A 17,127-nucleotide genomic window follows, 5' to 3' on the forward strand; every position below is an offset into this window, starting at 1 on the left:
CGGCTCCGTGCTTGCCGCGCGGGCGGAGGACGCTAGCGCGGCCGCCGAGCACATCGCGCGGGCCCGCGAGTACGCGGGGCGGGTCGGCGATGCCAGCAAGGTGCACTGGCTCAATTTCGGCCCGGTGAACGTGGCCTTGCACGAGATGACCGTGGCGATGGAGATGCGGCAGTACGACGAGGCGCTGCGGCAGGCCAAGGCGATCAAGCTGCCGGCCTCGCTCGCGACGTCCCGCCGCGCGCACTTCTTCATCGACCGGGCCCGCATTGAGATGGAACTGGGCAAAGCAGAACCGTCGTTGAGGTCGCTCTGGGCGGCGCGGCGGGCGGCGCCGGAGCAGACTCGCTATCACCCTGGTGCCAGGGAGACCATCCGCGGACTCGTTCACCTCTCCCGCCGGACACCGGAGCCGCTGCGGAACATGGCGGGCTGGATCGGCATGTAGGGGCAGCTGGGACTCTCGCTCAAGTGAAAGAGTTTCCAGGGTCCTCAGTGGCCACGATGGCGGCGTGAGCGATGACACGGACCTGATCGAGGAATTGCTGGACGGGCTGTCCCCTGAAGCAGTGGAGCAGGCCCGTGCAGCCATGGCGCGCCGCGAGGGCCCTGCCAACGTGGAGACCTGCGACTACTGCCGGTCCGTCAGCGGGACGATGTTCCAGGCGCTCGCGGACGGCAAGGGCTTCGAGGAGCAGGTGGAGGTGGCCTACTTCCACATCCACAACGCACACGTGAACCCGGACACCGAGGGGCCGGCGACCTGAGGCTCCTCCGGCTTGCGCCGACCGGCCCCTGTCGGCGGCCCGCGCTCATACACCAACCCCTCGTGGTCGAAGCCGACGCTGAGCAGGGTGACCCCGCCGCTTCCCCGTGCATCGGCGGTGGGGTCACCCCGCCCCCGTACTGTCACCGCGCCCGCCGGAAGCGGGCCAGAGCCTTACCGCCTGCCGATCGAAGGAGGCTTCATGCCCGATTCACCGCACGCCTTACCCTCCGAGAGGATTGTCATTCTCGGCGCCGGCCCTTGTGGCCTGGCCTGCGCGGACGAGTTGAAGCGGCTGGGTCACCGTTCCTGGACGCTGCTGGAGGCTGCCCCTCTGCCCGGCGGACTTGCCTCGTCCGTGGTCGATCCGGCCGGCTTCACCTGGGACCTGGGCGGGCACGTGGTCTTCTCCCACTTCGGCGAGTTCGACAGGCTGCTTGCCGAGCTGTTCGCCCCCGACGAGCTGCTGCATCACGACCGGTCATCCTACGTCCGCTTCCGCGACCGGTGGGTTCCCTACCCCTTCCAGCAGTACCTCCATCGCCTCCCGGCCGAGGACGCCGAGGCGTGTGTGCACGATCTTCTTCGCGCCTGCCAGCGGCGCGAGGAGGGGATGGCCGCGGGTATGGACTTCGCCACGTGGCTGCAGGCGACGTACGGATCGGGCCTGGTGGAGCGGTTCTTCGGCCCGTACAACTCCAAGGTCTGGGCGATGCCTCCTGAGCAGATGGCCTCGTCCTGGGTCGCCGAACGCGTCGCCCCGGTCGATCCCGGTGAAATCCTGGCTGCCTTCTCGGGGACCGTCCCGCCGGCCCGCCGGTGGGGGCCCAACGCCACCTTCGCCTTCCCCGCCCGCGGCGGCACCGGAGAGATCTGGCGCCGCCTGGCCGCACGGCTCGACGACGGCCTGCGGACGTCAGTCCGCGCGGTCGCCGTCGACCCGGCCGCCCGCACTGTCACGCTCTCCGACGGCGAGCTCATCGGCTTCGACCACTTGGTGGCCACCGGTCCCCTTGACCAGCTCTCCGCCATCACGGCCGGCGCCCCGGACGCGGTGCGAGCGGCAGCCGGACGGCTGCGGCACACCACGGTGGCCATGGTCGGCCTCGGCTACGAGGCCCCCACCACCGACGAACGGTCCTGGCTGTACTTCCCGCAGCCTGAGGTGCCGTTCTACCGGGCCACGAACTTCAGCAAGTACGCGCCTGCCAACGTCCCCGGCGCCGACACAACGGCATTCAGCGCGTGGATGACCGAGACCTCCCTGCTGCCGGGGACCCGGCTGGACCACCGTCGGCTCATACGTGACTGCGACCAGGCCCTGCGGCGCCACGGCCTCGTGCCCGAGGACGCGCCGCTGGCCAGTACCCACCTGGAACTGATCGACTACGCCTACCCGATACCCACCCTCGACCGTGATGAGGCCCTGGACACAGTGGTGCCGTGGATGGAGTCCCAAGGGATCTACCCGCGAGGCCGGTTCGGGACGTGGCGGTACGAGATCGGCAACATGGACCACGCGGTGAAGATGGGCATCGATATCGCCCGACGCCTGGTGCACGGCACCACTGAAGAACTCCTCATTCAGGCACCCGACGCCATGGCGGCAACAGGGGGACGAAGGTGAGCGGCCGCAGCAACGGGACGGTCGCCTTCGCTGGGCACCGCTTCGACGTCCGTACCGACGAGACCTTCCATGCTGACCAGAGCATCCACCTGGAGAACTTCTCCCCCGAGACCTCGCCAGCGCCGATGTGCGGGCAGCTCACGCAGATACGCATCCACCACAGCGAAGACCTCTTTCGCGATCACGGGGCCCGCCTGGCCGGTGCACAGTCGCTGGAGGTGTTGCCGTTCCGCGGCGAGCCGTACCTGGCCTCATGGCTTGGGCAGGTCCGCTGGTGGAGGCCCGACCCCGCCTCGCACCTGCCGGCAGACCACCTGTACGCCCGCGACGCGACGGGCCGGCTGCACATCGTGCTGCATCCAGGGACCGATCGCGGCGAGCGGTACGCCCTGCGGGTGATCCGCGAGGTCGTCCTGCGCTGCGCCGAACACCGCGGCTGGACCGCCTTCCACGCCGCAGCCGCGGCGGTCGACGGCCACGGGGTACTGATCGTCGGCCCATCCGGGGCCGGCAAGACGACCCTGCTCACGGCCCTGGCCGCCCACCGTCGCGCCGACCTCGTCGGGTCTGACCGCGTACTGGTCACCGAGTCGGCCGCGAGCGTGGTCGGGGTACCGATCTCGGTCCGGATCGCCGGCGGCACCCTGTCTGCGCTAGCCCCGAACAGCAGTCTTCCGCCGCACAGCGTGCTGCCGACCGACTTCGGCACGTCCCGCAAAGCCTCGTGCACCCCGCACGACTTCGCTGGCGCCTTCACCGTCCGTGTGAGGGAAAGCGCCCCGCTGCGGCTCGTCGTGCTCCCGCGGCTCCATGACGACGACCGGGACATCAGCATCGCCTTCCCGGGCGCGGCGGCGGCTCGCGCCGCGCTCGCCGCCGTGTGCTGTACCCCGCACGACGAGGACTGGCTGCGCCCGTGGTTCGCCGACCGCACCCGTCCCGAGGGCGAACTGGCCCGGCAGGCCGCTGACGTCATGGACGACCTGGTCGCCCGGGTGCCGGTGATGCAGGTGACAGTCGGAGTGCACACCCCTCACCTGCTGGAACGGCTCGCTGACGCCGTCGCGAGGAGGCTTCCGTGATACCCAAGCGCATCGCGCTGGTCGGCCCGGTGGCCTCCGGGAAGTCCACCCTCGCCGCCGCCATCGCGGCCCATACCGGACTGCCCCACCTCGACCTGGACGAGCTGTTCTGGGGACCGAGGTGGACGCCCGTCGGTCCGCAGATCTTTCACGCCCGGGTCCGCGACGCCCTGGCCTCGGACATCTGGATCGCCGACGGCAACTACGGCGGCGAAGTCGGCGAGACGCTGCTTGCTCGCGCCGAACTCGTCATCTGGCTCGACCTGCCGCTGAGGGTCTGCCTGCCCCGGCTGATCCGCCGCTCGCTCCGGCGGGCCGGCACCCGGCAGGAGCTGTTCGCCGGGAACCGGGAGACCTTCAGCCATCTGCTGGCCCGCGACTCGATCCTGTGGTGGGGCCCGGCTCACCACCGCCGGCACCGCCGCCGCTGGGCCGAACATCTCCGCCCGAACCAGGCCGACGGCCAGCCCGTCGTCCACCTCAACCGCCCCCACGCCATCACCGGCCGACTGCGGTCCCTCGGTCTTCTCGCCCCGAAGGAGGCGTGAGCCGCCGTGATCGCCTCCGTCGTCCGCGTCCCCTGGCACACCGCCCACGGCGGCTACGACCGCCTTCTCGACCACCTCCCCGAAGTCCGCCGCATCACCCCACCCGCCGGACCGCTCGCCACCAGGGCGGCCGGTCAGGCCCACCGTCTGCTCGCCCGAAGCTGCCCGCTGCCCTTCTACCCGGCCGAGCACTTCGTCACCGACCTGCACCTGCTGGCCTCTCGCTCGGCCGCCCACGTGCTGTACGGGGACGAGCAATACTGGTTCTCCCGCCGCCGCCTCGGCCCGACCGCCGTCACCTATCACCAGCCGCCCGCATACCTCCAGCAGCACCTGCCGGCCCGCACGTGGCGAAAGCTCGCGCCGACTGCCGAACGCATCGTCGTCCTCGACCCGCACCAGGTGACGTTCTTCGCCGACCTGGTGCCCGCCGACCGCGTGCACCTGGTATCCCACGGGATCGACACCACCGCCTTCACTCCGGCGCCCGCACCGCCCCCGTCGGACCGACCGCTGGTGCTGACCGTCGGCTGGTGGCTGCGGGACTGGACCGTCCTGGACGCGGTCCACGAGCGGCTGCACCGCCGCTACGGTGACGGCGTCGAGCTGGTCGTCGTCACCCGCCAGGCCCGTACCCGGGCCTGGCACCCGGCCGCTCGCGTCCTCGAAGGCGTCGCCGAGCAGACCCTGGTCGCGCTGTACCGGCAGGCAGCCGTGATGCTGCTGCCGCTACTCGACGCGACCGCCAACAACGCGCTCCTGGAGGCGATGGCCTGCGGCACACCGGTTGTCGCCACCGACGTCGGCGGCATCTGCCACTACACGGGAGAGGCAGCCCTGCTCCCCCCGCCCGGTGACGCCGTCGCGGCGACGGAGGCGGTGGAGAAGGTCCTCACCGAGACCGGCACCGCCGCGCACGCCGCCAGGCGGGCCTCCGCCCGTGAACGGGCGGAACAGTTCGCCTGGCCCCTCGTCGCCGACCAAATGCGCGGCGTCTACCAACTGATGGAGGAAGCACGGTGACCGCGGCCGAGATGTGGCTACAGACGACCGTGCCCGTCCTGCTGGCGCTGCTGCTGGCCCGCGCGCTGTGGGCCTTGATCGCGGTCGAGGTATGCGCGAGGTGGCTCCTCGCCTCCGCCGGCAGCACACCCACGGGGACGCAGGCGGGGAAGGACACGGTGCCGTGGCTGGTGGTGCTGCTGCCGATGCTGCGCGAGCAGACCATCGCGGAGGAGACGGTGACCGCGTTCAGGGCACTGGACTACCCGCGCGACCGCGCCGCCGTCGTGGTCATCACCACCGAACGCGAAGTCTCCGCACGCGCCGGACACCGCGACCGGCTGGCGGCCCTGACAGCCCACACCCCGCTGGAGGCAGGGCATTTGCGGGGCCTGTTTCCGGCCGCCCGCTGCCGCAAGGTCGCCGAGACGGTCAACGCCGCACGACCAGCCGACCGGCTACGGGTGCTGACCGAACTGTTCGACACCGAGCCGACCACCGCCGACATCGTGACGTCCCTCGCCGCCAGCCTGCCGGACGGAGGGCTGCCGCTGGTGCACCTCCACCAGCCCGATGTCGGCGGACGCAAGGCCGGACAGCTCAACTTCGCCCTCGACCGCCTGCAGCAGGTTCTCGGCCCGCTCGGGTGGAGGGAGGACGAGCACGCTGACGACACGTACGCAGTGGTCTACGACGCCGACGCAGCCCCCGACCGCCGCACCCTTCAGGCGTTCGCCACCGAGGCCACCGCACACCGGACCCGCACCCGGCACGCCCCGGCGCTCATCCAGCAGCAGCGGCTGCCGCTGCTGGCCCGCCGCCCCTTTCCGGCCGGCCCGGTCGGTCTCCTGTTGGAGGGGGAATGGGCCTACCAGCTGCGGCGCTCGCTCGGCATCGAACTCGCCCGCGTCCGTCTCCACCGATTCCTGGCCGCCTCCCGTCTGCCGGAGGCGGTCCGGATGTGGCTGCGGCCCATGGTGTACGGGGTGGGCTGCGGCATGGCCGTCCATCTCCCTGCTGTCCGCGCGCTCGGCGGCTTCCCCGAACCGATGGAAGACCTCGGTACAGGGCACCGGCTGTCCCTGCTCGGCGCCGACCTCACCGCCTCCACCGTCGCCGTCCTCGACGAGCCCTACACCGAGCCCTCCGGACTGGCCAACCTCCACGCGCTGGCCTTCACCGCCTCCGCCCGCCCGGACCGTCACGCGGCCGCCGTTGCGCACCTTCCCTCCGCCCTCTCCCGCCCAGCCAGGGTGGTCCTGGTGGCCCGGGAGTGGGTGGACGAGGCCGCCTGGGTGCTCGGCGCCCCGCTGATCGCGGCGGCCGTCCTGTCCGCCTGGTGGGCCGGGCCCGTCTGGACGGCCGTTGCGGCGGCCGGCGTGCTGCTGCACGGCCCCGTGGCCACCGCCCGGCTACTGGCCCTCGCCCCGGCCCTGCACGCGGCCGTCGCCCCACCACCCGGTCTCGCCCCGCTGCCCCGGACGTCCCCGGCCCACCTGGCATCGCTGGTCGCAGCCAGCCCGTTCCAGCCATTCGTACGACTGGCCGGACCCTGGCAGCTGATCTTCGCGAAGGCGGCCGGACGCCACCGCGGATTCGGCAAGACTGAACGCTGAAAACCCTTCCCAACCACCACCGAAGCAGAGTTGGAGCCCACTCGTGGCCGAGCCTGTCACCCCGACCATCCGCACCTCCGCCAAAGCCGTCGTCGTCCACGATGGTCAGGTCCTGCTCCAACGAGCCAACTGGGAGGGCCAGGACTGCTACTTCCTGCCCGGCGGCGGCCAGAACCCCGGCGAACCCCTCGACCAGACCGCCCGCCGCGAGGTCCACGAGGAAACCGGCCTGACCGTCACCGTGGACAAGCTTCTGTGGCTGCGCGAGTACATCGGCGCCAACCACGACCACGCCGACACCGAGGCCGGCACCCACCGCATCGAAGCGATCTTCCACTGCACCCCCAAAGGCGACCCCGGCCGCCTCGGCGGACACGCCGAAGACGATGTGCAGACCGGCCTGGAATGGGTGGAACTGGAGAAGGTTCCCGGTCTGAACCTGCTGCCCCACGCCCTCCGGCAGCCGATCGCCGCCCTCGCCACGGGCCAGCCCTCATCCGGCTATCTCGGCGACGTCGCCTGAACCCGTGGCGGCGATAGACGGCAGGGTCCCTGACGGTGCCCGAGAGATCACGACCGGACAGGCCAACCGCGTCTGGTACGTCGACGGCCCAGTGCCGTACGTACTCAAGCACTACGGAGACCCGAACCGCGCCGCCAACGAGGCCGCCGCCCTGGCCCTCCTCACCATGCACGGCGCCCCGGCTCCCGAGCTACTTGGGGCCAACCCCGGGGGCAGTCCGGCGTGGACCGCGCAAACCGCGGTCCACGCCGAGCCCGTGCCCGCCGGCCAGCTCCTTCACGAGCTGGCCGGCCCCCTCGCCGCCGTCCACCGCATCACGGGCCCCCATAGCGGCCGACTTGCCGGAGCCCGGCGGTATCGCACCTGGCGCCGTTACCTTCACGACCGTCTCGACACGTACACGACTGCCGCGTCCGACCTCGCTCCCGCCGCGGCGGCCCTCCGCCGCCAACTCGACACCACGGACCTGAACATCGAGCCCAGACTGCTGCACCACGACCTGCAGCCGGGCCACCTCGTCAGGCCCGCGGCCGGCGGGCCACTGCTACTGGATTGGGAACTCGCCGCCTTCGGCGACCCGCTGTCCGACCTCGCCCGCCTCGCCGTCCGTCTCGACCTCACCGACCCCACCCATGTGCTTCAGGTCGCCCACCAGGCGGCTCCGAACGCCGTCCGCAGAGTCCAGGTGTACTGGCGCATTCATCAGCTCGCTGACGCCGCCCTCAGCACCGATCCAGTCATACGGCACCGCGGACGGGCTCGCCTGGGGGGAGAGTTATAACCACTCCTTCCCTCGTGAACCACGACCTCTCGCAGGCCCCTCGCTGTTCACCGTACTGAGCGGCGACTCTGCGTATCCAACAGTTCTGGAAGATCGTGGCCTGGAACTTGGTTTCAGTCGCCCCATTCCAGGCGCATCGGCTCGCGGGCGATGGCGAGGGCGTTGCCGAGACTCGCGAGGGTGGCGGCAACGAGTCGAGGCGGCCAAACGATCGGAGGAGGCGAGGCCGTTCGATTCTGCCGAGAGCGCTGAAGAGGGGGAAGCCGCTTCTCTTCCGGCCTCGATTGTCAGTGGTGTCTGTCAGGGTATGCGCAATGCGTGCCGAGATGAGGGGCGGCGTAAGTGTTCCAGCGTGATGACTCTGGAGTCTCCGAGTCATTCGATCTTGATTCATTGACGGTGGGCGACCGCCTGCGACTGTTCAACTTCACGCAGCGCGATGATCCTGTCGCATATTTGTGGGTGCTGCGTGCGATGAACGTACTGCGAGCGGTACACCAGTTACAGGTTCACCCTGACGACGTGGCGAACACGTTGAAGGAGCTCGCCACAGAACACGACGAGGTACCGTCTGCTGCGGATCTGAATCTGCGGGGCATGCTCGACAACCTCTCCTCGGACGACGAGCAGGTCCTCTATCGAGTGGAAGATCCGTTGCGGTGCGGCAATCTTGCCGCATACCGGAACCGGCAATCGGTCTACCAGTTCACGGAGATCGGCTACCGCGTCTACCGCGCGGTGGAGGAGGTCATCGGCTCCCGCGTACAGGACGCGAACCTGTCGCGGCTGGTCTTCGCCGACATCCTGACGGACTTCAAGGCGCTGGCGACAGCGAACCGGGAAGGCGACCGGGACGAGGTGTACCGCAAGCTCGCACGCCTCGACAGCGTGCTGGAAGACATGACCCAGCGGGCGGCGCGCTTCTATCTGACCCTGAACGACGTGGCGCGCACGACAGATGTCTCTCCTGAGACTTTCCTGCGCTACAAGCACGCGCTGCTGGCACACATGAGTGAGTTCACAGCGGAACTGGAGCGCTACGCGCCCCGGCTGGCCGAGGCCGTGTACGAGGTGGAAGACACCGGGGTCGAGACCTTGCTGGAGCGGGCCGTCGCAGTGGATGAGCGGCCCATGATGCGGCCGTCCGCACGCCTGGAGGACTGGCGGCGGCGCTGGATCGGGCTGCGCCAATGGTTCTTGGCGGACGGCCCCATGGAGACCAAGGCCGCCCATTTGCAAGGCGCTACGCGCACGGCCATTTCGGGGGTCATCGCCCTGCTGCGGCAGGTGACGGAGTCACGTCGAGGAGGGGTGAGCCGGACCACCCAACTCCGGCATCTTGCCGCCTGGGCAGCAGCTGCGCCGGATGAGCAGGCTGCGAACGCCCTCGTGTCTGCCGCCTTCGACCTCCGCTCGGTACGTCATCTGTCGGGTGCCCACGACGACGATGACCAGATCTCGCCGCGGACGACGTGGTGGGATGCGCCTGGTGTAGAGGTCAGCATCAGCCTGTTCCGGCACGGCAAGCGGCCAGCACCGGGTGGCCCGCAACCGGTCCGTACCCGCCGTGGTGCCCATGCCCGGCTACGTGAACAGCAGTTGGCGGATCGGGCCGCGGACCGGGAGGCCGCGAAGGATCTCCTGGACCATGGGCCGCACGACCGGGTGCTGAACGAGGCGGAGACCCGCGCCGTGCTCAAGCTGCTAACCCGTGCCCTGCAGGTGCGAACGGTCGTCGCGGGGCGACTGCGTTCCGGCACCGGCAGCAGCGACGTCCTGACGCTGCGCCTGATCCCGAACGAGCGCGGCAGCCAGCTGCGGACCGAGACCGGCACGCTGCACCTGCCCGGCTTCGCCCTGGAGATCAAGCCCCATGGTGCGATGCGCCGAAGCCGAACGGAGAAATCCTGATGCCCGCCCATCGCGTAGCCGCCTCCGTGGAGACCGCAGACCTTGGCTCGTACCAGCAAGCGGCCCGGCTCATGCTGCTGCATGGCGTCGTCACCGAGAGCTACCCGCGGGCCAAGGCGCTTGCGCTGGTGCTGCAATGGGCCGACGAACTGGCCAAGGACTTCCGTGACCTGTTCGGCTACTCCTTGCAGACCAGCGCCCGTCACGCACGGCTGCTGCGGCGGCTGGACGCCTTCGACGCCAGCCAGGCGTTCCTCACGGTGAAGAGCAAGCGACCCTTCGACCGGCGGCGGCTGGCCTACCTCTGCCTGATCTTGGCCTGCCTGCACAGGTCGCGCATCGAGATCAACCTCGCCGATCTCGTCAAACTGCTCACGCCGTCCGCGAACACGATCGAGCACTTGGGCTTCGATGCGACCGCACCAGGCCACAAGGACGCGGTCGTTGACGTGATGGACTGGCTCGTCGACCGGGGTGCACTGCGGATCTCCGATGGCTCCATGGAGGACTGGGCCCGTGACCACGACCGCGGGGACGCGCTGTTCGACATCGACCACGACACCTGCGCGGCGCTTTTCCGGCCGAACAAGCCGCTGCAGCACCTGGTCAGCGCTGCTGGGCTGTTGGACACTCCGACCGCCGGCACCGGGCGCGACCCCCGTCGACGCTTTGCTGCCCAGCGAGCCCGTCGGCTGCTGATCGAGTACCCGGTGGTCTACTTCAGCGACACCGACGCGGAGACCGCGATAGCACTGCGCCAGCCCACCCTGGCCGAGGACATCGCACGGCTGACCGGGTTGCCTGTCGAGCGCCGGGCCGAGGGCATCATGCTCGTAGACACCACAGGGCACTTTACGGACAAGCGGTTCCCCGGCCGCGGCGGAGCCGTCAACCGGACTGCCGGGCTGATACTCGCGAAGATCGCGGACCTGCGGGAAGACCCGGACCGGGCCAGCAGCCTTCACTACCTCCTGCCCACCGCTCCAGGAGAGGAACAAGCGGACCTGCTCAGCCGCATCGACATGGCTCTGCCGCAGGCGGGCACGCTCGAAGCCTTGGCCCACGACCCGCACGCGGACGCTGACGAGCACGCGACCGAGGCCGATCCGGACGCCCCGGAGCATGAGGGGCAGACGGGCTTGCCCTTCGTGGAACTCGGCACGCTGGAGCAGATGATCATCGAGCTCTACGAAGAGTTCGGCCCCTCGTCTTTCACCAACAAGTGGCAGGCCGATCCCGGCGGGCTACTGGCGGAGGCAGTCGCGCTCCTGGCGGACCTGCGCCTGGTCCACATCGTCCCCGGCGGGATTCTGGTCCGGCCCGCGGCCGGTCGCTACCGCAATATCACCGCCGTCCTACCGCGCCCCGCGCACGACGGCCAGTTCGCTCTTGACTTCCCCACTGAGGAAACCTCTCGATGAAGCTCATCCCTCACTCCCGCACCGCTGACCAGTCGGAGGTCCGCTTCAAGCCCACCCGCGCCGGAGTGATCGGCCTATGGGACTACACCGACGAGGAGTTCGTCTTCGCCGACGGACGCCTGGTCCTGCGCGGGCACAACGGTTCCGGCAAGACCAAGGCCCTGGAGGTTCTCTTCCCCCTGGTCCTGGACGGTGTCCTCGACGCGAGGCGTCTCGATCCGTTCAGCGGCGAGGAGCGCACCATGAAGTCGAACCTGCTCTACAAAGGGCAGGAGTCCGCATACGGCTATGTGTGGATGGAGTTCGCCCGCACCGCACCCAACGGTGAGGTCCTCGAAGCCGTCACCGTAGGGATCGGCATGCGGGTGACCAAGCCGATGTCCACGCCGGCCCGCTTCTTCTTCGTCACCGACGGCCGAGTCGGCATCGACTTCGGCCTGCTGGACGCCGCCTCGCGCCCGCTGCGGGAGAACGCCCTGAAGAAGCTCCTGGGTGAAGGAGCCACCTACGCTACGGCGGAGGCGTACCGGGAGGCGATCGACGACCGGCTGTTCGGGCTGGGCCGCGAGCGCTACAACCAGCTGGTCAACCTTCTGCTCCAGCTCCGGCGCCCTCTCCTGGCCAAGGACCTCGACCCGGTCAAGGTGTCCGACACCCTCACCGCCGGCCTGCGCCCCGTCGACGAGGACCTCATCCTGCAGGCCGCCCGCGATTTCGAGAACCTCGCCGAGATCCAAGCGCTCCTCAACGCCCTGACGGGGGCGGACACCGCGGTCCGGACCTTCCTGCGCGAATACACCAGTTATCTGCGCGCCCATGCCCGTGACCGCGTGGACCATGTCACCGGACGCATTCAGGACACAGCCGCCCAGTGCGAGACGATCATGGAGGCGGCAGAGGACCGCCGCACCGCCGAGCGGCAGCTGGCCTCCTCACAGCACGAGCGGGATACCGCCGAACGCCGGTGCAAAGAGCTCAGCGCGAGCCTGGCCGAGTACAAGAACCACGACGCCATCAAGAAGCAGGACGGTCTCAAGGAGCTGCGCGACCGCGTACGCACCGAGCGCCAGGGCATCGCCGAGAGCGGCCGCCACCTCAACCGGGCCCAGGAGGGCCTGGCCGCACTCAAAGGGGAGGCTGAACGCGCTCTCCTGAGACACGATGAGCTGCGCAAGGCCGCTTCCCGGCACACCCACAGTCTCATGGACGCAGCGCGCCGCTGCGGCGTCCTGCACGACGACGACACACTGGACATCGGTGCCGATCTGGACACGGACGTGGCGGGCCGGGTTGCCGCGCGTCGCAGCGAAGTGGAGGACGTACGCGCCCACCTCAGCGCGTCCGAGAACGCCGCGAAGGACCAGGAGCGCGAGCAGGAGCACGCCGACGCGGCGAACGGTGACCTGACCGAGACCGAGCGGCAATCCGCCGCAGCAGCTGAGAAGCTCGAGATCGTCCGTGCCACGGCCGGCCAGGAGCTGGAGGAGTTCATCAGCCGCTGGTGCGGCAGTGACGACACCGCGGTCTTGGTCGCCGCCGACGGTGACGTGCTGCGTGCCGCCATCGACGCGGTGGGGGAACCCGAAGCGGCCTCGCTGCCGGAGGTGTTTCGTTCTCTCACCGACCAGCGCCGCACCAGTGCTCTGACCCGCGTCGAGACCTTGAAGCGGGAGTACGGCGACATCGCCGGCGCTCTGCGAGCCAGGCTGGCAGAGCGCGACACCGTGGCAGCGGAAGGCGACGACGCGCCCCCGCCCAGTGACCTGCGCCCCGCCAGCCGCGATGCGCGGCCCGGTGCGCCGTTGTGGCAGCTTGTGCGGTTCGCCGAGGACGTTCCCAACGATCACGCGGCTGCGGTGGAGGGCGCCCTGTACGCAGCGGGCCTGCTCACCGCCTGGCTGCACCCTGACCTTGCGCTGACCGACCAGGCACTGCACGACAAGGTCGCCGACGCCTATCTGCGCCCACTGGCTCCCGCGCAGCGGCCGACCGGACGAACCCTGGCGGACGTACTGGTCGTCGAAGATCAGCAGCTCGTCACCGCCGCGGCCGTACAGGCTGTCCTGGCGTCCATCGCCGTAACGGACGACGTCCCTGCGACGGACGGCGTGCTGCGCGCTCCTGCGGTCACGACCGGCTCGCACTTCTGCCTCGGCATCCAGGTCGGTGCGCATCCCAAGGGTCAGCCGGAGTACATCGGGGCCACGGCACGAGCCGCCCGCCGGCGCGAGCGGCTGCGCCTGCTCGAAGAATCCATCGCCGTCCTGGAAGCTCAGCTCGCCGGCATCGAAGAGCAGCAGAGGTACGCGCAGGAAGCATTCGACGACTTCGACCGCGCCCGGCATGAGCTCCCGCGCACCCAACCGATCATCCAGGCGGTGGGTCAGGTGGCGGTGGTGGCGGAGAAGGCCGCCGGCGCACGCCGCCGCCTCACCGAAGCCCGCAAGCGGCTCGACGGGGCGATTGCGCGCGCCCATGAGAAGAACCGGCAGCTTCGGCATGCTGCCACGGCCGCACGGCTGCCCGCCCTTCGTGAGGAACTGAACAACGTCGCGCAGGCCATCGACGACTTCGCCGACGCCGGCAAGGCGCTCTCCACCTGCCGTGAGCAGACCGATGCGGCCGAGCGCGACATCGCCGGCCGCAAGGAGATCATCGAAGCGCAGACCGAGTCCTGCTCAGAGCAGGCTGAGGCGCTACAGGCGCGTAGGGATGAGTTCGCCGTTCAGGAGGAACGTCTGCGCACCCAGGAAGCGACGCTCGAAGCTCCTCTGCAGGAGATTCTGCAGCAGATCGCGGACGCGGAGGAGCAGCTCACCACGGCGCAGAAGACGTATGACCGTGCGAAGAAGGATGCGGAAGAGCATCGAGACCGGCTTCTGAAGGCTGACCATGCCCTGGAGTTCGGCCGTACAGCACTCGCCACGGCCGTGGCGGAGCAGGTGCGCACCACGCTCACGCTGGAGCCATATGCCCGGCCCGACCTTCTCGGCCTCCTCGAAGCGAACGCCGAGACCATCTGGCTGCCCCACGACATGTGGCCGAGCCCCGAGCAGGCAGTCCAGGCCCTCATGGACAGCCTGACCTCGCCCGGCATTCCCCTCACGGGCATCGAAGCCGCCCAGAGCGTCGTCCCCGCATCCGTCGCTTCCTTGGTCAACGCGCTCGATGAGGCGACCCGGGGCCGGCCGATCACCGCGAGCCTCCTGAAGACCGTGACATCCAAGATCTCTAGCGCTATCACCGCGCTGGAGGCAGCCCTGCTGGAGTCCGATCAAGGCTACCTCTTCGAGTGGGAGCCGGCCGGTGACGTCATCCTGGCCCGGGTCACCGACAGCGAAGGCCCCGCGCCCGTAGCGGACTTCGCCCGCCGCTTGGCCGAACAGCTCGCCGATCAGAGCGTGCTGCTGGAAGACAGGGAACGGACTGTCCTGGAGGACGGGCTCCTGACCGGGCTCGCCGAGCAGATCCACGATCGCACCGTCGCCGCCCGCGACCTGGTCAAAAGCATGGACGCCGATACCCGCTCCAAGCCGATGTCCTCCGGTACCACCGTGGGCATCAACTGGATCACCTCCGACGCGCTCACCGACTCCCAGCAGGCCGTCAACAAACTGCTCGACAAGGACGCCTCTGGTCTCGGACCGGCCGGACTGGCCGAGCTCCGCTCCCACCTGCGCAGCCAGATCCGCGCGAGGGCTGCTGCCGACAAGAAGAGGAGCTACCAGCAGGTGATCGCGGAGGTCCTGGACTATCGCGCCTGGCGCAAGTTCGAACTCCGGCTGTTCCGGCCGGGCATGAGCGAGGAGGAGCGGAAGAAGGGAGAACTGCTCACCAAGGCCAAGCACAGCGTGATGTCCGGCGGCGAGAAGTCTGCCTCCATCCATCTTCCGCTCTTCGCAGCCGCCCACGCGCAGTACAGCTCCGCCTACCCCACCTGCCCGCGGCTGATCGCCCTCGACGAGGCTTTCGCCGGCATCGACGAAAAGTACCGCCCCGACCTGCTCGCCCTGACAGCCAAGTTCGACCTCGACCTCTTCATGACGGGCTACGACCTGTGGATCACCTACCCTGACGTGCCGCAGATCTCCCACTACGACATGAAGCACGACGAGGCGTCCCACACCGTCTCCGCCATGCTGCTGGTCTGGGACGGCGAGCAGATCCTCGATGACCTCGAGTACCCCGGATCCGACGATCTTGCCGCCGAACTCCTTGGCTTCACGCCCCGCCGGCACGTTCCCGCGGGGGCAGGGCTGCTCGCGGACATCCCCGAGGAGGAGCCGACGAACGACAAGGTCGAGGAGACAGAATGACGGGGTCGACAGAAGCATACGAGCGCTACCGGGCTCCCGAGTTCCGCCGGCTCCTGGCTGCTGCCCGGCGCTCGCTCGAGCGCAACGGCGGCGAGGTCAAGGGCTCCATCGGCCTGGGCAACCCGACCACGGCCGAACGTAACGCCATCATCGGCATCACCGGTACGTACCGGTCGCCCGACGTCCAACGCATCACCATCCCCCTCTCCGTGCTGGAGGAAAGCGTCCGCAACATCACGGGCATGTCGCTCCGCGATGTCCTAGAGCGGATCGGCCCCGGGCTACGCTTTCGGGCCGATGAGCGGGCCGCACTCGATCAGGCCCGGCAGAGGATCCTCGCTGAGGGCGAGGCCAGCCCGCTGCACGCCGAGCACGTCTGGTACCGGGAATGGCTGGCCGACCTTGTGTCCGACGGCACCGTCACCGGGCTGATCAACAAGAAGGACACTCACCTCTTCAGCCAGGCCGTCCGCGTCCTGGAACACCTCTACAGCCGGCCAAGCGACGCTCCACCGATCATGCTGCCCGCCTTGGCCGACGCCGCCACAGGAGACACCAAGGCCCTCAATCCCGGCCGCGGCTCTCTGCCGACACTGGTCCTGCGGGCCTTGGCCATGGCACGCGGAGTCCCAGTCGGATCAGGGGCCGAAAGCCGGCGCGAGTTGTGGGACGCCTTCGACGTCATCGTCGACGACCTGGCCAGCCGTGTCCTCGTCCTCAACCTGCCGGCGACCGGCCAGGGGCTGGGCCAGTGGCTCACCGACGCTGCCCGCTACGGCACTCCATTCCACATCACCCTCCACCAGCTCATCACCCTTCCGATCACCGTGAACCTGCCAACGGTGTACGTATGCGAGAACCCGGCCGTGCTCCGTCGTGCCGCCGGTGAGCTCGGTGCCAGCAGTCCGCCGCTGATCTGCACCGAGGGGCGCCCCTCGACCGCGTTTCACCGGCTGGCGCAACTGATCGTCGAAGCTGGCGGCACCTTGCGCTATCACGGCGACTTCGACTGGCCGGGCATCGATATGACCAACCAGCTCCGAACCCGCTACCAGGCCGAACCTTGGCGAATGAGCACTGAGGACTACCTCAGCGCGGTGCGTACCGACAGCGATCACGTCCAGCTGAGCGGCAAAGCCCAGGCCACCGCCTGGGAGCCAGAGCTCGCCGAGGCCATGGAACGGGAAAGCCGCGCCGTCTACGAAGAGGCCGTCGCTGACGCCCTGCTAGCGGATTGGAAGATTCCGGATGGTCGCATTCCCCCTGGGCGTGAAGTTACGACCAGAGCAGAAGTTGAGCGTCATGATGGGGAAGAGGCGCCCGAACGAGACGTAGTTCCGCCGAGAAGGGATAGTGACGGAGACCTGGAAGTCTGCTGCGGAGGTCCCGCGGGTCCCGGACAGGTAGGCGAGCGCAGTCACAACCAGACATCGCGATCACCCTATGGCGCGTTGCGCGACAACGAGGTCACCCAGGCAGATCACCGACGCACCAGTATCCCCGACCCGGAGCAATGACCGCTTGAACGCCCCCAGAT

The 17,127-nt window shown here is 69.2% G+C and carries 12 protein-coding genes and 1 pseudogene; all 13 read left to right on the forward strand.

Going from position 1 to position 17,127, the window contains the following annotated elements; translation table 11 throughout:
* Positions 1-445: pseudogene (locus CCN56_RS42905) on the forward strand (transcriptional regulator); the annotation flags it as partial.
* A 64-nt stretch (positions 446-509) separates the two neighbouring features.
* Positions 510-764: a hypothetical protein gene (locus CCN56_RS03080; protein ID WP_086823213.1), complete on the forward strand. Its 255-nt coding sequence runs from the start codon at positions 510-512 to the stop codon at positions 762-764.
* Positions 765-965: 201 nt separating this feature from the next.
* Positions 966-2,390: an NAD(P)/FAD-dependent oxidoreductase gene (locus tag CCN56_RS03085; protein ID WP_086823216.1), complete on the forward strand. Its 1,425-nt coding sequence runs from the start codon at positions 966-968 to the stop codon at positions 2,388-2,390.
* A complete protein-coding gene (locus tag CCN56_RS03090; protein WP_086823235.1) occupies positions 2,387-3,472 on the forward strand; it encodes a hypothetical protein in 1,086 nt (361 codons plus the stop codon). Before CCN56_RS03085 ends, CCN56_RS03090 begins: the two co-directional genes overlap by 4 nt.
* On the forward strand, positions 3,469-4,020 hold the full coding sequence (locus tag CCN56_RS42910; protein WP_107484087.1) for a hypothetical protein: 552 nt from the start codon (positions 3,469-3,471) through the stop codon (positions 4,018-4,020). The genes CCN56_RS03090 and CCN56_RS42910 overlap by 4 nt, the downstream gene beginning before the upstream one ends.
* Positions 4,021-4,026: 6 nt before the next feature.
* Complete coding sequence (locus CCN56_RS03100; protein WP_086823238.1) at positions 4,027-5,043, forward strand: glycosyltransferase family 4 protein; 1,017 nt, start codon at positions 4,027-4,029, stop codon at positions 5,041-5,043.
* Positions 5,040-6,638 (forward strand): hypothetical protein, encoded by a 1,599-nt coding sequence (locus CCN56_RS03105; protein ID WP_086823241.1) that lies wholly within the window; start codon positions 5,040-5,042, stop codon positions 6,636-6,638. The genes CCN56_RS03100 and CCN56_RS03105 overlap by 4 nt, the downstream gene beginning before the upstream one ends.
* Positions 6,639-6,681: 43 nt before the next feature.
* Positions 6,682-7,161 carry an NUDIX domain-containing protein gene (locus CCN56_RS03110; protein WP_179199658.1) on the forward strand — a complete coding sequence of 160 codons (480 nt, stop codon included), beginning with the start codon at positions 6,682-6,684 and terminating at the stop codon, positions 7,159-7,161.
* A gap of 4 nt (positions 7,162-7,165) precedes the next feature.
* A complete protein-coding gene (locus tag CCN56_RS03115) occupies positions 7,166-7,942 on the forward strand; it encodes a phosphotransferase family protein (RefSeq protein WP_179199659.1) in 777 nt (258 codons plus the stop codon).
* A 342-nt stretch (positions 7,943-8,284) separates the two neighbouring features.
* Complete coding sequence (locus CCN56_RS03120) at positions 8,285-9,853, forward strand: TIGR02677 family protein (RefSeq protein ID WP_086823250.1); 1,569 nt, start codon at positions 8,285-8,287, stop codon at positions 9,851-9,853.
* A 26-nt stretch (positions 9,854-9,879) separates the two neighbouring features.
* Positions 9,880-11,274: a TIGR02678 family protein gene (locus tag CCN56_RS03125; protein WP_256961697.1), complete on the forward strand. Its 1,395-nt coding sequence runs from the start codon at positions 9,880-9,882 to the stop codon at positions 11,272-11,274.
* On the forward strand, positions 11,271-15,590 hold the full coding sequence (locus CCN56_RS03130) for an SbcC/MukB-like Walker B domain-containing protein (protein ID WP_086823256.1): 4,320 nt from the start codon (positions 11,271-11,273) through the stop codon (positions 15,588-15,590). Before CCN56_RS03125 ends, CCN56_RS03130 begins: the two co-directional genes overlap by 4 nt.
* Complete coding sequence (locus CCN56_RS03135) at positions 15,587-17,107, forward strand: TIGR02679 family protein (RefSeq protein WP_256961699.1); 1,521 nt, start codon at positions 15,587-15,589, stop codon at positions 17,105-17,107. Before CCN56_RS03130 ends, CCN56_RS03135 begins: the two co-directional genes overlap by 4 nt.
* Positions 17,108-17,127: the final 20 nt, after the last annotated feature.

It is taken from the genome of Streptomyces sp. NRRL B-24572 (assembly GCF_002156145.1).
In the GTDB taxonomy this organism is placed as follows: Bacteria; Actinomycetota; Actinomycetes; order Streptomycetales; family Streptomycetaceae; genus Streptomyces; species Streptomyces vietnamensis.

Excerpts from the sequence above, each read along its gene's own strand:
- CCN56_RS03085 (WP_086823216.1), top strand. The coding sequence starts at position 966 with ATGCCCGATTCACCGCACGCCTTACCCTCCGAGAGGATTGTCATTCTC.
- CCN56_RS03130 (WP_086823256.1), top strand. The coding sequence starts at position 11,271 with ATGAAGCTCATCCCTCACTCCCGCACCGCTGACCAGTCGGAGGTCCGC.
- CCN56_RS03135 (WP_256961699.1), top strand. The coding sequence starts at position 15,587 with ATGACGGGGTCGACAGAAGCATACGAGCGCTACCGGGCTCCCGAGTTC.